At 62.5% G+C, this 17,684-nt stretch carries 14 protein-coding genes; 2 read left to right on the top strand and 12 right to left on the bottom strand.

All coding sequences use genetic code 11. The features are described from left to right. The first annotated feature begins 87 nt into the window (after positions 1-87). The gene (gene acnB / locus CL52_RS08510; RefSeq protein ID WP_043219833.1) at positions 88-2,697 is read left to right on the top strand and encodes a bifunctional aconitate hydratase 2/2-methylisocitrate dehydratase; all 2,610 of its coding nucleotides are present in this window, start codon (positions 88-90) and stop codon (positions 2,695-2,697) included. Positions 2,698-2,920: 223 nt separating this feature from the next. Here the strand turns inward: acnB and CL52_RS08505 are convergent, their stop codons facing one another. The 7 genes from CL52_RS08505 to ppsA form a co-directional block, all read right to left on the bottom strand. Beyond that, the gene (locus CL52_RS08505) at positions 2,921-3,910 is read right to left on the bottom strand and encodes an OmpA family protein (protein ID WP_043219830.1); all 990 of its coding nucleotides are present in this window, start codon (positions 3,908-3,910) and stop codon (positions 2,921-2,923) included. 99 nt (positions 3,911-4,009) lie between these two features. Beyond that, positions 4,010-4,600 (bottom strand): RNA polymerase sigma factor SigX, encoded by a 591-nt coding sequence (gene sigX / locus CL52_RS08500; RefSeq protein WP_041105425.1) that lies wholly within the window; start codon positions 4,598-4,600, stop codon positions 4,010-4,012. A 78-nt stretch (positions 4,601-4,678) separates the two neighbouring features. Next, positions 4,679-5,503, bottom strand: a complete 825-nt coding sequence (locus tag CL52_RS08495) for a mechanosensitive ion channel family protein (RefSeq protein WP_041105424.1) — start codon at positions 5,501-5,503, stop codon at positions 4,679-4,681. 2 nt (positions 5,504-5,505) lie between these two features. Further along, complete coding sequence (locus tag CL52_RS08490; protein WP_043219827.1) at positions 5,506-5,748, bottom strand: hypothetical protein; 243 nt, start codon at positions 5,746-5,748, stop codon at positions 5,506-5,508. Between the two features lie 54 nt (positions 5,749-5,802). Next, positions 5,803-6,762, bottom strand: a complete 960-nt coding sequence (cmaX, locus tag CL52_RS08485) for a divalent cation transporter CmaX (protein WP_224109782.1) — start codon at positions 6,760-6,762, stop codon at positions 5,803-5,805. A gap of 92 nt (positions 6,763-6,854) precedes the next feature. Beyond that, complete coding sequence (gene rraA / locus CL52_RS08480) at positions 6,855-7,343, bottom strand: ribonuclease E activity regulator RraA (protein WP_041105421.1); 489 nt, start codon at positions 7,341-7,343, stop codon at positions 6,855-6,857. A gap of 122 nt (positions 7,344-7,465) precedes the next feature. Next, entirely contained in the window at positions 7,466-9,835 is a 2,370-nt protein-coding gene (ppsA, locus tag CL52_RS08475; protein WP_041105420.1) for a phosphoenolpyruvate synthase, read from the bottom strand. A 156-nt stretch (positions 9,836-9,991) separates the two neighbouring features. On the opposite strand from ppsA, the gene ppsR reads away from it, so the two are divergent. Next, positions 9,992-10,810 (top strand): posphoenolpyruvate synthetase regulatory kinase/phosphorylase PpsR, encoded by an 819-nt coding sequence (gene ppsR, locus CL52_RS08470; protein ID WP_041105419.1) that lies wholly within the window; start codon positions 9,992-9,994, stop codon positions 10,808-10,810. Between the two features lie 70 nt (positions 10,811-10,880). On the opposite strand, the gene prpF is transcribed toward ppsR, so the two are convergent. The 5 genes from prpF to CL52_RS08445 all read right to left on the bottom strand — a co-directional run bounded on the left by prpF (position 10,881) and on the right by CL52_RS08445 (position 17,657). Next, the gene (gene prpF / locus CL52_RS08465) at positions 10,881-12,068 is read right to left on the bottom strand and encodes a 2-methylaconitate cis-trans isomerase PrpF (protein ID WP_043219822.1); all 1,188 of its coding nucleotides are present in this window, start codon (positions 12,066-12,068) and stop codon (positions 10,881-10,883) included. Positions 12,069-12,169: 101 nt separating this feature from the next. Further along, positions 12,170-14,776: a Fe/S-dependent 2-methylisocitrate dehydratase AcnD gene (acnD, locus tag CL52_RS08460; protein WP_041105416.1), complete on the bottom strand. Its 2,607-nt coding sequence runs from the start codon at positions 14,774-14,776 to the stop codon at positions 12,170-12,172. A gap of 78 nt (positions 14,777-14,854) precedes the next feature. Beyond that, positions 14,855-15,982: a bifunctional 2-methylcitrate synthase/citrate synthase gene (prpC, locus tag CL52_RS08455; RefSeq protein ID WP_043219818.1), complete on the bottom strand. Its 1,128-nt coding sequence runs from the start codon at positions 15,980-15,982 to the stop codon at positions 14,855-14,857. 65 nt (positions 15,983-16,047) lie between these two features. Continuing rightward, positions 16,048-16,935 (bottom strand): methylisocitrate lyase, encoded by an 888-nt coding sequence (gene prpB, locus CL52_RS08450; protein ID WP_041105413.1) that lies wholly within the window; start codon positions 16,933-16,935, stop codon positions 16,048-16,050. Then, the gene (locus CL52_RS08445) at positions 16,932-17,657 is read right to left on the bottom strand and encodes a GntR family transcriptional regulator (RefSeq protein WP_043223023.1); all 726 of its coding nucleotides are present in this window, start codon (positions 17,655-17,657) and stop codon (positions 16,932-16,934) included. Before CL52_RS08445 ends, prpB begins: the two co-directional genes overlap by 4 nt. Positions 17,658-17,684: the final 27 nt, after the last annotated feature.

Here is a 17,684-nt window from a genome sequence, read left to right as displayed (position 1 = left end):
CGGCTCGCCAAGCACGTAAAACTTTGAAAACAGCTTCCGGATGCGCGTCCCGAGACACCCAAGGGACCAATGATGAGGGTAAAAACTGTGCTTGAAGCCTATCGCAAACACGTAGAAGAGCGTGCCGCCCAGGGCGTCGTGCCCCAGCCGCTGAATGCCGAGCAAACCGCTGGCCTGGTCGAGCTGCTGAAGAACCCGCCCGCCGGCGAAGAAGATTTCCTGGTCGACCTGATCACCAACCGCGTCCCCGCTGGCGTTGACGAAGCCGCCTACGTCAAGGCCGGCTTCCTGACCGCTGTCGCCAAGGGCGAAGCCAGCTCCCCGCTGATCTCCAAGCAGCGCGCCGTCGAACTGCTCGGCACCATGCAGGGCGGCTACAACATCGCCACGCTGGTCGAGCTGCTGGACAACGCAGAACTCGCCAATACCGCCGCAGAGCAGCTCAAGCACACGCTGCTGATGTTCGACGCGTTCCACGATGTGGCCGAGCGCGCCAAGAGCGGTAACGAAGCCGCCAAGGCCGTCATGCAGTCCTGGGCCGAAGGCGAGTGGTTCCTGGCCAAGCCGGCCGTTCCGGAAAAAGTCACCCTGACCGTGTTCAAGGTTCCGGGCGAAACCAATACCGATGACCTGTCCCCCGCTCCGGACGCCTGGTCGCGCCCCGATATCCCGCTGCACGCCCTGGCGATGCTGAAGATGGCCCGCGACGGCATCGAGCCGGTCCAGCCTGGCGTCGTCGGCCCGCTGAAGCAGATCGAAGAAGTCAAGGCCAAGGGTTTCCCGGTTGCCTACGTCGGTGACGTGGTCGGTACCGGCTCTTCCCGGAAGTCCGCTACCAACTCGGTGCTGTGGTTCTTCGGCGACGACATCCCCTATGTACCGAACAAGCGTGCCGGTGGTTTCTGCTTCGGCACCAAGATCGCCCCGATCTTCTACAACACCATGGAAGACGCCGGCGCCCTGCCGATCGAATTCGACTGCACCAACCTGGCCATGGGCGACGTCATCGACGTCTACCCGATGAAGGGCGAAGTGCGCCGTCATGGCAGCGACGAGCTGGTCACCACCTTCCAGCTGAAGACCGACGTGCTGCTGGACGAAGTCCGCGCTGGCGGCCGCATCCCGCTGATCATCGGCCGCGGCCTGACCGAGAAGGCGCGTGCCGAGCTGGGCCTGGCTCCGTCGACCCTGTTCAAGAAGCCGCAGGCTCCGGCCGACAGCGGCAAGGGCTTCACCCTGGCGCAGAAGATGGTCGGCCGTGCCTGCGGCCTGCCGGAAGGCCAGGGCGTGCGTCCGGGCACCTACTGCGAACCGAAGATGACCACCGTCGGCTCCCAGGACACCACCGGCCCGATGACCCGTGACGAGCTGAAGGACCTGGCGTGCCTGGGCTTCTCCGCCGACCTGGTGATGCAGTCCTTCTGCCACACCGCGGCCTATCCGAAGCCGATCGACGTCACCACCCACCACACCCTGCCGGACTTCATCATGACCCGCGGCGGTGTATCCCTGCGTCCGGGCGACGGCATCATCCACAGCTGGCTGAACCGCATGCTGCTGCCGGATACCGTGGGTACCGGTGGTGACTCGCACACCCGCTTCCCGATCGGCATCTCCTTCCCGGCTGGCTCGGGCCTGGTAGCTTTCGCCGCTGCCACTGGCGTCATGCCGCTGGACATGCCGGAATCCGTGCTGGTGCGTTTCAAGGGCAAGCTGCAGCCGGGTATCACTCTGCGCGACCTGGTCCATGCCATCCCCTACTACGCCATCCAGCAGGGTCTGCTGACCGTTGAGAAGAAGGGCAAGAAGAACATCTTCTCCGGCCGCATTCTCGAGATCGAAGGCCTGAACAACCTGACCGTCGAGCAGGCATTCGAGCTGTCCGACGCCTCCGCCGAGCGCTCCGCCGCTGGCTGCACCATCAAACTGCCGGAAGAGTCGATCGCCGAGTACCTGCGCTCGAACATCACCATGCTGCGCTGGATGATCAGCGAAGGCTATGGCGACGCACGCACCCTGGAGCGCCGCGCTCAGGCCATGGAAGCCTGGCTCGCCAAGCCGGAGCTGCTGTCCGCCGACGCCGACGCCGAGTATGCCGCGGTAATCGAAATCGACCTGGCCGAAGTCAAGGAGCCGATCCTCTGCGCGCCGAACGATCCGGACGACGCACGCCTGCTGTCGACTGTTGCTGGTGACAAGATCGATGAAGTGTTTATCGGCTCGTGCATGACCAACATCGGCCACTTCCGCGCTGCCGGTAAGCTGCTGGACAAGGTCAAGGGCGGCATTCCGACTCGCCTGTGGCTGGCTCCGCCGACCAAGATGGACCAGCATCAGCTCGTCGAGGAAGGCTATTACGGCATCTACGGCAAGGCCGGCGCACGCATGGAAATGCCGGGCTGCTCGCTGTGCATGGGTAACCAGGCCCGCGTACAGACCGGTGCAACCGTTGTGTCGACGTCGACTCGTAACTTCCCGAACCGCCTGGGCGACGCGACCAACGTCTACCTGGCTTCGGCCGAGCTGGCGGCTGTCGCGTCGATCATCGGTAAGCTGCCGACCGTCGAGGAGTACATGGAGTACGCGAAGAATATCGACAGCATGGCTGCCGACATCTATCGCTACCTGTCCTTCGACCAGATCGCCGAGTTCCGCGAAGCTGCAGAGAAGGCGAAGATCGCCGTTGTAGAAGTCTGAGGTAATTGCCCTGCACTAGCAGGGCGATCCACCTGAGTGATAAGCCCTGCGCAGGAAACCCTGCCGCAGGGCTTTTTTTCGTCTATCGACAGCGCCAACAGCGGCCGCGCGCCGCGAAAACCAAATGGCAGATTGCAGATACGAAAATGCCCGTATCCGAGGATGCGGGCATTGTTCTGGGCTGCTGCCTGGCAGGGAGCCAGGCGCTAGCGAGGGTCAGTCCTTACTGGACCTGGGCCTCGACTTCAGCCTCGACGCGACGGTTGATCTGACGGCCTTCCTCGGTGGAGTTGTCAGCAACCGGACGGGACTCGCCGTAACCGACGGAATCTACACGATTGCCTTCCACGCCGTACTGGTTGACCAGCACTTCACGCACCGCCTGAGCACGACGCTCGGACAGACGCTGGTTGTACTGATCAGTACCGACCGAGTCGGTGTGACCTTCAACAGTGGTGGAAGTCTGCGGATACTGCTGCATGAAATCGGCGAGGTTCTTGATGTCGGCGTAGCTTTCTTCACGCACGCGCGACTTGTCGAAATCAAACTTCACGTCCAGCTCGACGCGCACCACTTCCGGCTCGGGTTCCGGCTCGGTATCTACGATCGGGGCCGGAGCCGGCTCCGGCGTCGGCTCCACGGCCGCTACCTGTTGACGCGCACCACCACCGAAGTTCAGGCCGACACCCACACCAGCCATCCACTCGCTGTCGCCGGCATCGATATTGTGCATACCGTCAACGCTTGCCTTGGCGAACAGGTTCTCGGTGAAGTAGTACTTCAGGCCGGCACCGACGTTGGCGAAGGTGCTGTGGTCACGACCGCTGCGAGCGGCCTGGCCGATGCTCTGGTGAGCCATGCCAGCCGACACGTAGGGACGCAGACCTACGCCCGGCTGACCGAAGTGATAAGTGGCATCGAGCGAAGTCAGGTTGCCCTTGATGTCCTTGTGGCTACCGTTGACCGGCTCGTCGGAGGTCAGGTCGTGGTATTCGCCATAGGACAGCCCCAGCGAAACGTCATCGGTGAGGAAGTAACTAACGCCCGCACCGTACAGCTCGCCCTCGTCCTCGAAGTCGCGCGAGCTGTCGGAGAAATAGTGCTTGCCGAAACCTTCCACTTCGACCGCGCCCTGCCCCTGGGCAAGCGCATTGAAAGAGGTGGCGGCTACGATCGAGCCAATGACTACGCCCAAGGTGTTTTTCAATTTCATCCGTAAATCCCCATCTGGTGGTTAGCGTCAGAACAATCTAAGGAGACCGGCTGTCATATACCCAAGCTGTTCGCTAGTGAATAAGACAGCAAAAAAAGGCTAAGTTTCGGGAGAGTCTGAAAAATTCTGCCGCAACTTATCCAATGCGCGCTTATAGCGCATCTTCGTTGCGCTCAGCCCCATATGCATGATGTCGGCGATTTCCTGGAACTCGAGTTCGGCAACGAAGCGCAGAACCAGGATTTCGCGATCTATGGGATTGACGTGGACAAGCCATCGATCGAGGCCGCCCTTTTCCTCGAGTTTGGGCGCCTTTTCCTCAGACGCCTCCTCGATCGGGTCAAGACTGAGCGCATCGAGCAAGCGCCGCTTGCGTCGCTCCTTACGGTATTGGGTAATACACTCGTTGTAAGTGATGCTATAGAGCCATGTCTTGAATTTCGATTTACCTTCGAAAGTCTTCAGCCCATAAAGCACTTTGAGCATCACCTCCTGACAGACGTCGTCGGCATCTCGATCATTTCCCAGATAACGCGCGCAGACATTGAACAGCGTCCGCTGATACCGGCGCATCAACTCTTCGTACGCGCGCGTTATATGAAACAGCTCAACGCGCGCGCGCTCGACCAACTCTTCATCGGTGAGCTCGCGCGGGTTATAGCGTGTGGCTGTCGTATGGGTTTTAGTCAAGACACTTCGAGCCGGCAGTCCGCCAGGGTCGCCAATCGGGTGCAGGAAAATGGCGACATATTCTACCAGAGAACCGTGTCAGCGACTGCCTACTCGCTGCTCCAGCAAGGTTCGATTGGGAATCGAGGCCAGCTCGCCATCATCGAGCAAGACCAGCGTCTTGACCGTACCGATCTCTTCGATTTCGCCCTCCAGTTCGGCAAGGCGGATCCGCTGCCCCACCTCGTAAAGCTCACGAACATAGATGCCAGCGAGTATCTGCCCCACCAGCTCGCGGCTGCCCAGGCCGAGCGCTAGCGCAACCGCCAGCCCCACGGTGATCAAGACGATAGCGATGACGTAGTTGAGCAGCTCGGTCTTGACCTCCAGCTGACCGATCGCGACGGAGATGCCGATGATGATCACCAACCCCTGTGCGATTCGAGCCAGACCATGCGCGTAGTCCAGGCCGACCCCTTCAGCAGCCCCTCGAACCAGACCGCTGACCAGCTGCGCGAGGAGCATGCCGACCAGAAGAATCAGCGCTGCGCCCAACACCTTGGGCACATAGAGCGCCAGAACGTCGAGTGTTGCAGAGACCCGCTCCAGGCCGAGTGATTCGGCAGCCGAGACGAGAAAGATGAGCAGCACGAACCAGTAGACGATCTTGCCGACCAGCGTCGAGACCGGCACGCGGATGCCGGCGCGCCCCAGCAGCTTGGTCAGGCCCGTACCGGCCATAAGGCGGTCAAGGCCTATCTTCGCCAGCACCTTGGAAAGCAGGGTATCGAGCAGCTTGGCAACCACGAAGCCCAGCAGCACGACCACCAGGGCGCCAAACAGGCGTGGAATGAAGGCCGCGACCGAGCCCCAAAGGGAGCTCATGGCAGACAGCAGGCTTTGAGTCCAGGGATCGAATTCCATGATCAGTCGACCTTATCGAAAGAAGAACTGGGAGAACGCCGGCGGGTCACAGGCGCGACATTACCCGAGCCGCTGTTGATCGCGATCATCAGGGCTTGCAGGCAGTGGCCCAGCAGGCTGAAGAGATCCCCTGCGCCAACCTGCCGATTGGCGGTCTTGAGTACCCGGCCAAGACTGGCGCTCTCATCGTGAGCAGAAGATTGGTTGAGCAGGTCGCGCAGCGACTCTTCGAAGGGATCGCGCATGAACACCTCGCAGGATATGTCGGCTAGACGGCTGGCCTGCCACTTTGGTCACATTTACAGCCAGCGCAACCGCCGGAATACCCACCACTGGAACACGGCGATAAGGGCAATCACCCCGCAGGCGAAGGCGAACCCATAGGGATTCTCGGCCCCCGGCAGCCCCCCGACGTTGATGCCCAACAAGCCCGTCAGAAAGCTCATCGGCAAAAAGAAGCCGGTAATGATACCCAAAAGATACATGGTCCGGTTCATTCGTTCGCTGAGGCGTCGCTGCTCGGCCTCGAGCACCAGGTTGACGCGCTCTCGCACCAGATCGAGTTCCTCGAGATAGCGCACCAGCCGGTTGCTCAGCTCGTTCCAGTAATCGGCATCGTCCTCGACGAACCAGCTCAGCCGGTTGCGCGCCAACTGTGCGTAGATCTCCCGCTGCGGCAGCAGAAAGCGCCGCAGCCCCGCCGCGCGACGGCGCAGCGAGAGCATGCTGTCATGCTCCGGCCGGTAACGCTCATCGAGCTCGAGCCGCTCTTCCTCGACGTCGACCAGTTCGGCGAACTCCTCGACCAGCCCATCGACGTGATCGGTCATCGCATCGGCGAGATAGACCAGCACCTCCGACGCGGTGCGTGGCCCGTGCCCTTCCTCCAGCAGGCGAATCACCGCTTCGGTCGAGCGCAGCGGACGCAGACGCAGTGAAATGACCCGCTGCCGGTCGGCAAATATTCGCAGCGAGATCATGTCCTCGGGCGCTGCGTCGGGATTGAGGTTGACGCCACGCAAGAAGAGCAGCATCTGCTCGCCCGCCAGCGGCAGCAGTCGCGGCCGCGTGTTCTCCTCGAGCAGCACGTCACAGGCGAACTCGTTCAGCCCGCTGCGTTCGCGCAACCAGCGCTGCGCCTGCGGATGACTTCGATCCCAGTGCAGCCAGAGGCTTTCGCCCTCGGCCAAAGGCTCCGCAAGCTGGGAAAAGCCAATCGAGCGCGCGCCGCCACAACCATCGAGTACGAAAGCGTGCACCAAGCCTTGTGAATCGTCCTGCACCACCCGAGTTGCCCCCTAGATACAAAAAGCCCGGCGAAGCCGGGCCGATATCATGAACTGCCCGTCGCTCACTCGGGCATTTTCAGCGCTTCGGGCGAAACGATGATGCCGTTGTTATCGGCGTAGACATATTCGCCGGGGCGGAAAGTGACGCCGCAGAAGGTCACAGGCACGTTGAGGTCGCCGATGCCACGCTTGTCGGTCTTCATCGGATGGCTGGCCAGCGCTTGCACGCCGAGCTCGGTCTGCGCCAGCACGTCGACGTCGCGTACACAGCCGTAGATCACCAGGCCCTCCCAGCCGTTGCGGGCAGCCTTCTCGGCGAGCATGTCGCCTAGCAAGGCACGACGCAGCGAGCCACCGCCATCGACAACCAGCACCTTGCCAGTGCCATCTACCTCGACCTGCTCCTTGACCAGCGAGTTGTCCTCGAAGCACTTGATGGTGACGATCTGGCCGCCGAACGAATCACGGCCGCCGAAGTTGCTGAAGATCGGCTCGACGACCTGGACGAGCTCCGGATAGGCATCGCACAGATCAGGGGTGACGTATTGCATGAAAAGCTCCTTTTGCGGGTAAAGCCCATGTCGGCTCGGGTACGGCTGGGGCCGTCACGCCTGCCGTACTCCACTCGCCCAGATAAAAAACAGGGCGGAAAAACCGCCCTGTTGGATCACGCTCAGATATTGCCTTCGGCGAGGAAGAACCAGGTGTCGAGCACCGAATCCGGATTCAGCGAGACGCTTTCGATCCCCTGCTCCATCAGCCATTTGGCCAGGTCCGGATGATCGGATGGGCCCTGGCCGCAGATGCCGATGTACTTGCCGGCCTTGTTGCATGCCTGGATGGCGTTGGCCAGGAGCTTCTTGACGGCCGGATTACGCTCGTCGAACAAGTGCGCAATGATTCCCGAGTCACGATCCAGGCCAAGGGTCAGCTGGGTCATGTCGTTCGAGCCGATGGAGAAGCCGTCGAAATACTCGAGGAACTCGTCGGCCAGCAATGCGTTGGACGGCAGTTCGCACATCATGATCACGCGCAGGCCGTTTTCGCCGCGCTTGAGGCCGTACTGAGCGAGCAGATCGACGACCTGGGAAGCCTCACCGAGGGTGCGCACGAAGGGCACCATCAGTTCGACGTTGGTCAGGCCCATCACGTCGCGGACCTTCTTCATCGCCCGGCACTCGAGCTCGAAGCAATCGCGGAAGGAATCGCTGATGTAACGCGAAGCTCCGCGGAAACCGAGCATCGGGTTCTCTTCTTCCGGCTCGTAGAGCTTGCCACCGATCAGGTTGGCGTACTCGTTGGACTTGAAGTCCGACAGGCGCACGATGACTTTCTTCGGCCAGAACGCCGCGGCCAGGGTGCTGACCCCCTCGACCAGCTTCTCGACATAGAAGTCGACCGGATCGCCATAGCCGGCGATGCGCTTCTCGACGCTGTTCTTCACATCGGCCGGCAGGCCGTCGAAGTTCAGCAGGGCCTTGGGGTGCACGCCGATCATGCGGTTGATGATGAATTCCAGGCGCGCCAGGCCAACACCCTCGTTGGGCAGGTGCGCGAAGTCGAAGGCACGGTCCGGGTTACCGACGTTCATCATGATCTTGAACGGCAGATCCGGCATGGCGTCGATGGAGTTCTGGCGGATGTCGAAGCCCAGCTCGCCGTCGAAGATCAGGCCGGTGTCGCCCTCGGCGCAGGAAACGGTCACGCGCTGGCCGTCTTGCAGCAGCTCGGTGGCATTACCGCAGCCGACGACAGCCGGGATCCCCAGCTCACGAGCGATGATCGCTGCGTGGCAGGTACGTCCGCCGCGGTTGGTGACGATTGCGCTGGCGCGCTTCATCACCGGTTCCCAGTCCGGGTCGGTCATGTCGGAGACCAGCACGTCGCCCGGCTGGACCTTGTCCATCTCGCTGACATCGTGAATGACCTTCACCGGGCCGGCGCCGATGCGCTGACCGATGGCGCGGCCTTCGACCAGTACGGTGCCCTTCTCCTTCAGCAGGTAACGTTCCATGACGTTGGCACTGCTGCGGCTCTTCACCGTTTCCGGGCGCGCCTGGACGATGTACAGCTTGCCGTCGTCACCGTCCTTGGCCCACTCGATGTCCATCGGGCGACCGTAGTGCTTTTCGATGATCATTGCCTGCTTGGCGAGGTTGGTGACCTCCTCGTCGGTCAGGCAGAAACGCGCGCGGTCGGCGGCGTCGACCTCGACGGTCTTGACCGATTTGCCGGCCTTGGCTTCATCGCCATAGACCATCTTGATCGCCTTGCTGCCGAGGTTGCGACGCAGGATCGCCGGACGACCGGCTTCCAGGGTCTGCTTGTGCACGTAGAACTCGTCCGGGTTGACGGCGCCCTGTACCACGGTCTCACCCAGGCCGTAGGCGCCGGTGACGAACACCACGTCACGGAAGCCCGATTCGGTGTCCAGCGTGAACATCACGCCGGCAGTGCCGGTTTCCGAACGCACCATGCGCTGCACGCCGGCGGACAACGCGACGAGCTTGTGGTCGAAGCCCTGGTGCACGCGGTAGGCGATGGCGCGGTCGTTGAACAGCGAGGCGAAGACTTCCTTGGCCGCGCGAATCACGTTGTCGACACCACGGATGTTGAGGAACGTCTCCTGCTGGCCGGCAAAGGAGGCGTCCGGCAGGTCTTCGGCGGTGGCAGACGACCGCACGGCAACCGCCATGTTGTCATTGCCGTTGGCCATTTCGGCGAAGGCCTTGCGGATGTCCGCATCGAGCTGAGCGGGGAATTCGGCGTCCATGACCCACTGGCGGATCTGTGCACCGGCCTTGGCCAATGCGTTTACGTCGTCGACGTCCAGCGAATCGAGCACTTCGTGGATACGGTCGTTCAGGCCGCTCTGCTCGAGAAAGTCACGATAGGCCTGGGCAGTGGTGGCGAAACCGCCCGGTACGCTGACCCCGGCACCGGCGAGGTTGCTGATCATCTCGCCCAGGGAGGCGTTCTTGCCCCCTACCCGCTCAACATCGTGATTGCCGAGCTTATCGAGGGAAACTACGTACTCTACCAAGGTGATCTCTCCACTTTGTGTTGAAAACCCAACCGGAACCACTCCGTGTGGCGGTGGCCTGGCCCTGCGAAATAAGTGACAATGCCCGCCAATCCAGCCCGCCAAAACGGGCCAATCATACAGCTGAGAACCGTTCCTGACTAAGGCCCTGGGTACATGAAACGAACCGCTTTCTTCATTTCCGACGGTACCGGTATCACAGCCGAAACGCTTGGCCAGAGTCTGTTGGCGCAGTTCGAGAACATCAGCTTCACCAAACTCACGCGCCCGTACATCGATACCGCGGAAAAAGCGCGGGCAATGGTACAGCAAATCAATAATGCAGCGGAAAAGGACGGCGCTCGGCCGATCATTTTCGACACGCTGGTCAACCAGGAAATCCGCGACATTCTCGCCGAATCCAATGGCTTCATGATCGACATCTTCTCGTCGTTCCTCGCTCCACTCGAGCACGAACTCATGTCGCGCTCGTCCTATTCGGTTGGCAAGTCCCACTCCATCAGTCACAACACCAACTACATGGAGCGCATCGAGGCGGTCAACTTCGCGCTCGACAACGATGACGGCGCCCGCACCCGCTACTACGACAAGGCCGACCTCATCCTGGTCGGTGTATCGCGCTGCGGCAAAACGCCTACCTGCCTGTACATGGCGATGCAGTATGGCATCCGCGCGGCCAACTACCCGCTGACCGAAGAAGACATGGAACGTCTTCAGTTGCCGACCGCGCTCAAGCAGTACAAGGACAAACTGTTCGGCCTGACCATCGACCCCGACCGCCTCGCCGCGATCCGCAACGAACGCAAGCCCAACAGCCGCTACGCCAGCTTCGCCCAGTGCGAGTTCGAGGTCCGCGAAGTCGAGAACCTGTTCCGCCGCGAGAACATCGCCTACATCAACTCCACGCATTTCTCGGTCGAGGAAATCTCGGCAAAGATCCTGGTCGAGAAAGGCGTGGAGCGTCGCCTCAAATAATTGCCGCTTCGCTAGACAACAAAAAGTCCGCTTCGTGCGGACTTTTTGTTGTCTGACCCGGGGGGCGCGATCAGAAACTATCGCCCGGTACGCGCACGGCCCCTTCCATCAGCATGCGCGCACTACGGCTCATGATCGCCTTGGTCACGGTCCACTCACCGTTTACCTGTTTCGCCTCTGCACCGACCCGCAGCGTTCCCGACGGATGCCCGAAGCGCACCGACTCGCGCTCACCGCCGCCCGCGGCCAGGTTGACCAGCGTCCCGGGAACCGCCGCCGCGGTGCCGATCGCCACCGCACAAGTCCCCATCATCGCGTGGTGCAGCTTGCCCATCGACAGCGCGCGTACGAGCAAGTCAACCTCGCCCGCCTCGATGGTCTTGCCGCTTGAGGCGCGATAGCTCTTGGGCGGCGAGACAAAGGCGACCTTCGGCGTGTGCTGGCGGGTCAGCGCTTCTTCGGCCGTCTTGATCAGCCCCATGCGCAACGCACCTGCCACACGAATCTGCTCGAAGCGCGCGAGCTGCGCCGGATCGCCATTGATGTCTTCACGCAGCTCGGTGCCCTGGTAGCCGATATCCTCGGCGTTGACGAACACCGTGGGAATGCCGGCAGTGATCATGGTTGCCTTGAAGGTGCCGATACCGGGCACTTCCAGTTCGTCAACCAGGTTGCCGGTGGGGAACATCGAACCGCCTTCTTCGCCGTCGTCGGACGGGTCGAGAAACTCCAGCACGATTTCGGCAGACGGAAAGGTCACGCCATCGAGTTCGAAGTCGCCGGTTTCCTGAACCTCGCCGTCAGTGATCGGCACGTGGGCAATGATGGTCTTGCCGATGTTGGCCTGCCAGATACGCACCACGCAGGTTCCGTTGTCGGGGATGCGCGCTGGGTCGACCAGCCCGGCGTGAATGGCGAAGGCTCCGGCTGCAGTGGACAGGTTGCCGCAATTGCCGCTCCAATCGACGAACGGCTTGTCGATCGAAACCTGGCCGTAGAGGTATTCGACGTCATGTTCCGGTCGCTCGCTCTTGGACAGGATCACGCATTTGGAGGTCGACGAAGTGGCGCCGCCCATGCCGTCGATCTGTGCGCCGTAGGGATCGGGGCTGCCGATCACTCGCATGAACAGCCGGTCGCGGGCTTCACCCGGCACCTGACAGCGCTCGGGCAGATCGTGCAGGCGGAAGAACACGCCCTTGCTGGTACCGCCACGCATGTAGGTGGCCGGAATCTTGGTCTGGGCTACGTGAGCCATGGGAACTTGCTCCTCATGAAGCCGCGCCGCCAGGGCGACACGGCAAGGAATGCGAATACCGACGCTCCGCCTGCCTCAGGCGGGCGGAGCGTCGATCGGGCTCAGGCCTGGCCGAGGAAGTCCTTGGCGAAGCGCTGCAGCACGCCGCCAGCCTGGTAAACGCTGACCTCGGCAGCGGTGTCGAGACGGCAGGTCACCGGCACGCGGGCTACCTCGCCATTCGTGCGATGGATGACCAGAGTCAGATCGCAGCGCGGCGACAGATCGCCCTCGATGTCGTAGGTCTCGGTACCGTCGAGGCCCAGCGTCAGGCGCGTAGTGCCCGGCTTGAACTCCACCGGCAGCACGCCCATGCCGATCAGATTGGTACGGTGAATGCGCTCGAAGCCTTCGGCGACGATCACCTCCACGCCGGCCAGACGCACCCCCTTGGCCGCCCAGTCACGCGAGCTGCCCTGCCCATAATCGGCCCCGGCGACGATGATCAGGTTCTGCTTGCGATTCATGTAGGTTTCGATGGCTTCCCACATGCGCATCACCTGGCCCTCCGGCTCGACGCGCGCCAGCGAGCCCTGGATCACTTCGCCCGCCTCGTCGCGGCACATTTCATTGAGCAGCTTCGGGTTGGCGAACGTGGCACGTTGAGCGGTCAGGTGGTCGCCGCGGTGAGTGGCGTAGGAGTTGAAGTCCTCCTCGGGCAGGCCCATCTTCGCCAGATACTCGCCCGCCGCCGAGTCCGGCAGGATCGCGTTGGATGGCGACAGGTGGTCGGTGGTGATGTTGTCGCCCAGCACGGCCAGCGGGCGCATGCCCTTGAGCGTACGCTCGCCGGCCAGAGCACCTTCCCAGTACGGCGGTCGGCGAATGTAGGTGGACATCGGGCGCCAGTCGTACAGCGGGCTCTTGGCTTCCTCGACCGCGCCCAGATCGAACATCGGAATGTAGATCTGCTTGAACTGCTCCGGCTTCACGCTGGAGGCCACGATGGCGTCGATCTCCTCGTCGGACGGCCACAGGTCCTTGAGGGTGATCGGGTTGCCGTTGCGGTCGGTACCCAGCACGTCCTGCTCGATATCGAAACGCACGGTGCCAGCGATGGCATAGGCGACCACCAGCGGCGGCGAGGCCAGGAAGGCCTGCTTGGCATACGGATGGATGCGGCCGTCGAAGTTGCGGTTGCCGGACAGCACCGCCGTGGCATACAGGTCACGGTCGATGATTTCCTGCTGGATCTTCGGATCCAGCGCGCCGGACATGCCGTTACAGGTGGTGCAGGCGTAGGCGACGATGCCGAAACCGAGCTTTTCCAACTCGGTCAGCAGGCCGGCTTCCTCCAGGTACAACTTGGCGACCTTGGAGCCCGGCGCAAACGACGTCTTGACCCAGGGTTTGCGTGCCAGCCCCAGCTCGTTGGCCTTCTTCGCCAGCAGGCCGGCGGCGACCACGTTGCGCGGGTTGGAGGTGTTGGTGCAGCTGGTGATTGCGGCGATGATCACCGCGCCGTCCGGCAGCAGGCCCTCGGCCTCTTCGGCACGGGCGGCGGCCAGCTTGGCTTCGTCGGCGATGCCCCTCTCGTGCAGTGCAGAGGTCGGCAGGCGGCGGTGCGGGTTCGACGGGCCGGCCATGTTACGCACGACCGACGACAGATCGAATTCGAGCACACGCTCGTATTCGGCCGACTCCAGCGCCGAAGCCCACAGCCCGGTCTGCTTGGCGTACTGCTCGACCAGCGCCACCTGTTCCGGCTCACGACCGGTCAGCTTGAGGTAGTCGATGGTCTGACCGTCGATGTAGAACATCGCCGCGGTGGCACCGTATTCGGGGCACATGTTGGAAATGGTCGCGCGATCGCCGATCGACAGGCTGTCAGCGCCTTCGCCGAAGAACTCGACGTAGGCACCCACCACGCGTTCCTTGCGCAGGAACTCGGTCAGGGCGAGCACGATGTCGGTGGCGGTGATGCCGGGCTGACGCTTGCCGGTGAGCTTGACACCGACGATATCGGGCAGGCGCATCATCGACGGATGACCGAGCATCACGGTTTCGGCTTCCAGACCGCCGACGCCGATCGCGATCACACCCAGCGCATCCACGTGCGGGGTGTGGGAGTCGGTACCGACGCAGGTATCCGGGAATGCGACGCCGCCTCGCGCCTGGATCACCGGCGACATCTTCTCCAGGTTGATCTGGTGCATGATCCCGTTGCCGGCGGGGATCACGTCGACGTTCTTGAACGCGGTCTTGGTCCACTCGATGAAGTGGAAGCGATCTTCGTTGCGGCGATCCTCGATGGCGCGGTTCTTGGCGAACGCGTCCGGGTCGAAGCCCGCGGCTTCCACGGCCAGCGAGTGGTCGACGATCAGCTGGGTCGGTACTACCGGATTGACCTTGGACGGATCACCGCCCTGTTCGGCGATCGCATCGCGCAGGCCGGCCAGATCGACCAGTGCGGTCTGGCCAAGAATGTCGTGACAGACCACGCGCGCCGGATACCAGGGAAAGTCCAGGTCGCGCTTGCGCTCGATGATCTGCTTGAGCGAGTCGGTCAGCATGGCCGGATCGCAACGGCGCACCAGTTGCTCGGCCAGGACGCGCGAGGTGTAGGGCAAGGTGTCGTAGGCGCCGGGCTGGATATCCTCGACCGCCGCGCGGACATCGAAGTAATCCAGCTGGGTGCCGGGCAGGGATTTGCGATAGTCGGTGTTCATGCCGTTAGGGACTCGATCGAAAAATTTCGGGATTGACGGTAAAGCGCAGGAGCGCCGCAAAGGCGCTCCTGCGACTTATCAACGCTGAGCGAGCGGCACCACCTTGCGCTGCTCGACGCCGACGTACTCGGCGCTCGGGCGGATGATGCGGTTGTTGGCGCGCTGCTCGAACACATGGGCCGTCCAGCCGGTCACCCGCGAGCAGACGAAGATCGGGGTGAACAGCTTGGTCGGGATGCCCATGAAGTGGTAGGCCGAGGCATGGTAGAAGTCAGCGTTGGGGAACAGTTTCTTCTGCTCCCACATGGTTTCGTCGACTGCCACCGAAACCGGATAGAGCACGGTGTCGCCTACCTCGTCGGCCAACTTCTTGGCCCACACCTTGATGACCTCGTTGCGCGGATCGGACACCGAGTAGATCGCGTGGCCGAAGCCCATGATCTTGTCCTTGCGCGCCAGCATGCCGAGGATGCCTTCGCGGGCTTCCTCAGGACTCTTCCACTGCTCGATCATGTCCATCGCCGCTTCGTTGGCGCCGCCGTGCAGCGGGCCACGCAGCGAGCCGATGGCGCCGGTCACGCAGGAGAACAGGTCCGACAGGGTCGAAGCGCAAACGCGCGCGGTGAAGGTGGAGGCGTTGAACTCGTGCTCGGCGTAGAGGATCAGCGAGACGTTCATCACCCGCACGTGGGTTTCGCTGGGCTTCTTGCCGTGCAGCAGCGCCAGGAAGTGGCCGCCGATGGTCTCCTCGTCGCTGGTGCAGCTGATGCGCACGCCTTCATGGCTGTAGCGGTACCAGTACACCATGATCGCCGGGAACGCCCCGAGCAGACGGTCGGCCTTGTCGCGCTGCTGTTCGAAGCTCTCCTCCGGCTCGAGGTTACCGAGCATCGAGCAGCCGGTGCGCATGACGTCCATCGGGTGGGCGCTGGCCGGGATGCGCTCGAGCACTTCCTTCAGCGCCTGCGGCAGGTCGCGCTGGGCCTGCAGTTTCTTCATATAGGCCGACAGTTGTTCCTTGTTCGGCAGCTCACCGTACAGCAGCAGGTAGGCGACTTCCTCGAACAGGCAGTGTTCGGCGAGCTCGCGCACGTCGTAGCCACGATAGGTCAGACCCGCCCCCTCCTTGCCGACGGTGGAAAGGGAGGTCTGGCCAGCGATCTGGCCGCGCAGGCCTGCACCGGTGAGTACTTTTGCTTCTGCCATTGCTACGTTCCTCATCTTGGATTTTTTGTAGGAATCTTGCTGGATACTGCTCAGCGGGGTTCGGTTCAGCCTTTCTTCTGGGCGAACAGGGCGTCCAGATGCTGCTCGAAGGCGTGATAGTTGATGCGATCGTAGAGCTCCATGCGGGTCTGCATGGTATCGATCACGTTCTTCTGGGTTCCGTCGCGGCGCAGCGCGGTATATACGTTCTCGGCCGCCTTGTTCATCGCGCGGAACGCCGACAGCGGATAGAGCACCAGGGACACGTCGACGCTGGCCAGCTCTTCGGTGGTGTACAGCGGCGTTGCGCCGAACTCGGTGATATTGGCCAGAATCGGCGCCTTCACACGATCGGCGAAGGTCTTGTACATCGCCAGCTCGGTGATCGCCTCAGGGAAGATCATGTCGGCACCGGCCTCGATGCAGGCGGCCGCACGGTCCAGCGCCGCGTTCAGGCCTTCCACCGCCAGCGCGTCGGTCCGCGCCATGATCACGAAGCTGTCGTCGGTACGCGCATCGACCGCGGCCTTGATGCGGTCGACCATCTCCTGTTGCGAGACGATCTCCTTGTTCGGACGGTGGCCGCAGCGCTTGGCGCCGACCTGGTCCTCGATATGGATCGCCGCGGCGCCGAACTTGATCATCGACTTGACGGTACGCGCCACGTTGAAGGCCGAGGAGCCGAAGCCGGTGTCGACATCGACCAGCAGCGGCAGGTCGCAGACGTCGGTGATCCGGCGCACGTCGGTCAGCACGTCGTCCAGGCCGGTGATCCCCAGGTCCGGCAGCCCCAGCGAGCCCGCCGCGACACCACCACCGGAGAGGTAGATGGCCTTGAAGCCGGCACGCTTGGCCAGCAGCGCGTGGTTGGCATTGATCGCGCCGACTACCTGCAGCGGATGTTCACTGGCCACGGCGTCACGAAAGCGCTGGCCGGCAGTTGGAAGAGTCATGCGTTGCCCCTCTTTGATGGTGACTTGTGCTCTTGGGTCGCCTGGTAATGGCGTTCAATGTTGCGTTTGGAAGCCGCGATATGCCGACGCATCAGCAGCTCGGCCAGCTCGCCGTCGCGATCGGCGATGGCATCGAGAATCCTGTGATGCTCGGCAAAGGCCTGGTGCGGTCGGTTCGGCGTCGCCGAAAACTGGATGCGATACATGCGAACCAGCTGATAGAGCTCGTCGCACAGCAGCTTGGCCAGCGTTCGGTTGCCGCTGCCCTGGATGATCCGGTAATGGAAGTCGAAATCACCCTCCTGCTGGTAATAGCCCACTCCGGCCTGGAACGCCTCGTCGCGCTCGTGCGTACGCAGCACCGAACGCAGCTCGCCGATCTCCAGTTCGCTCATGCGCTCGGCCGCGAGACGACAGGCCATGCCTTCGAGCGACTCACGGATCTCGTAGAGTTCGATCAGCTCGGCATGGCTGAGCGAGACCACCCGCGCACCGACATGCGGAACACGAACCAGCAACTTCTGGCCTTCGAGCCGGTGGATGGCCTCGCGCAACGGCCCGCGGCTGATGCCGTAGGTCCTGGCGAGCTCCGGCTCGGAGATCTTGCTCCCCGGGGCGATTTCGCCTTTGACGATGGCCGCCTGAATTCGCCGGAAAACGTTTTCGGCCAGGGTGCCGCTATCGGCGTCATAAGCAGGAGATGCAGCCACACTATCCAACATCATTGTCGACACTCAGGTTTTGCATGG

The sequence above is a fragment of the Stutzerimonas balearica DSM 6083 genome (assembly GCF_000818015.1).
Lineage (GTDB): Bacteria > Pseudomonadota > Gammaproteobacteria > Pseudomonadales > Pseudomonadaceae > Stutzerimonas > Stutzerimonas balearica.
The sequence above is the reverse complement of the archived record's forward strand: the minus strand, read 5'-3'. Positions and strand labels throughout refer to the sequence as shown.

Bases quoted from the DNA above. Each gene is read 5' to 3' on its own strand.
- acnD (WP_041105416.1), bottom strand. From the start codon at position 14,776: ATGAACACCGACTATCGCAAATCCCTGCCCGGCACCCAGCTGGATTAC.
- prpF (WP_043219822.1), bottom strand. From the start codon at position 12,068: ATGGCTCACGTAGCCCAGACCAAGATTCCGGCCACCTACATGCGTGGC.
- CL52_RS08490 (WP_043219827.1), bottom strand. From the start codon at position 5,748: ATGCGCGATCCCTTCGAAGAGTCGCTGCGCGACCTGCTCAACCAATCT.
- CL52_RS08505 (WP_043219830.1), bottom strand. From the start codon at position 3,910: ATGAAATTGAAAAACACCTTGGGCGTAGTCATTGGCTCGATCGTAGCC.
- ppsR (WP_041105419.1), top strand. From the start codon at position 9,992: ATGAAACGAACCGCTTTCTTCATTTCCGACGGTACCGGTATCACAGCC.
- prpB (WP_041105413.1), bottom strand. From the start codon at position 16,935: ATGACTCTTCCAACTGCCGGCCAGCGCTTTCGTGACGCCGTGGCCAGT.
- CL52_RS08445 (WP_043223023.1), bottom strand. From the start codon at position 17,657: ATGTTGGATAGTGTGGCTGCATCTCCTGCTTATGACGCCGATAGCGGC.
- prpC (WP_043219818.1), bottom strand. From the start codon at position 15,982: ATGGCAGAAGCAAAAGTACTCACCGGTGCAGGCCTGCGCGGCCAGATC.
- CL52_RS08495 (WP_041105424.1), bottom strand. From the start codon at position 5,503: ATGGAATTCGATCCCTGGACTCAAAGCCTGCTGTCTGCCATGAGCTCC.
- rraA (WP_041105421.1), bottom strand. From the start codon at position 7,343: ATGCAATACGTCACCCCTGATCTGTGCGATGCCTATCCGGAGCTCGTC.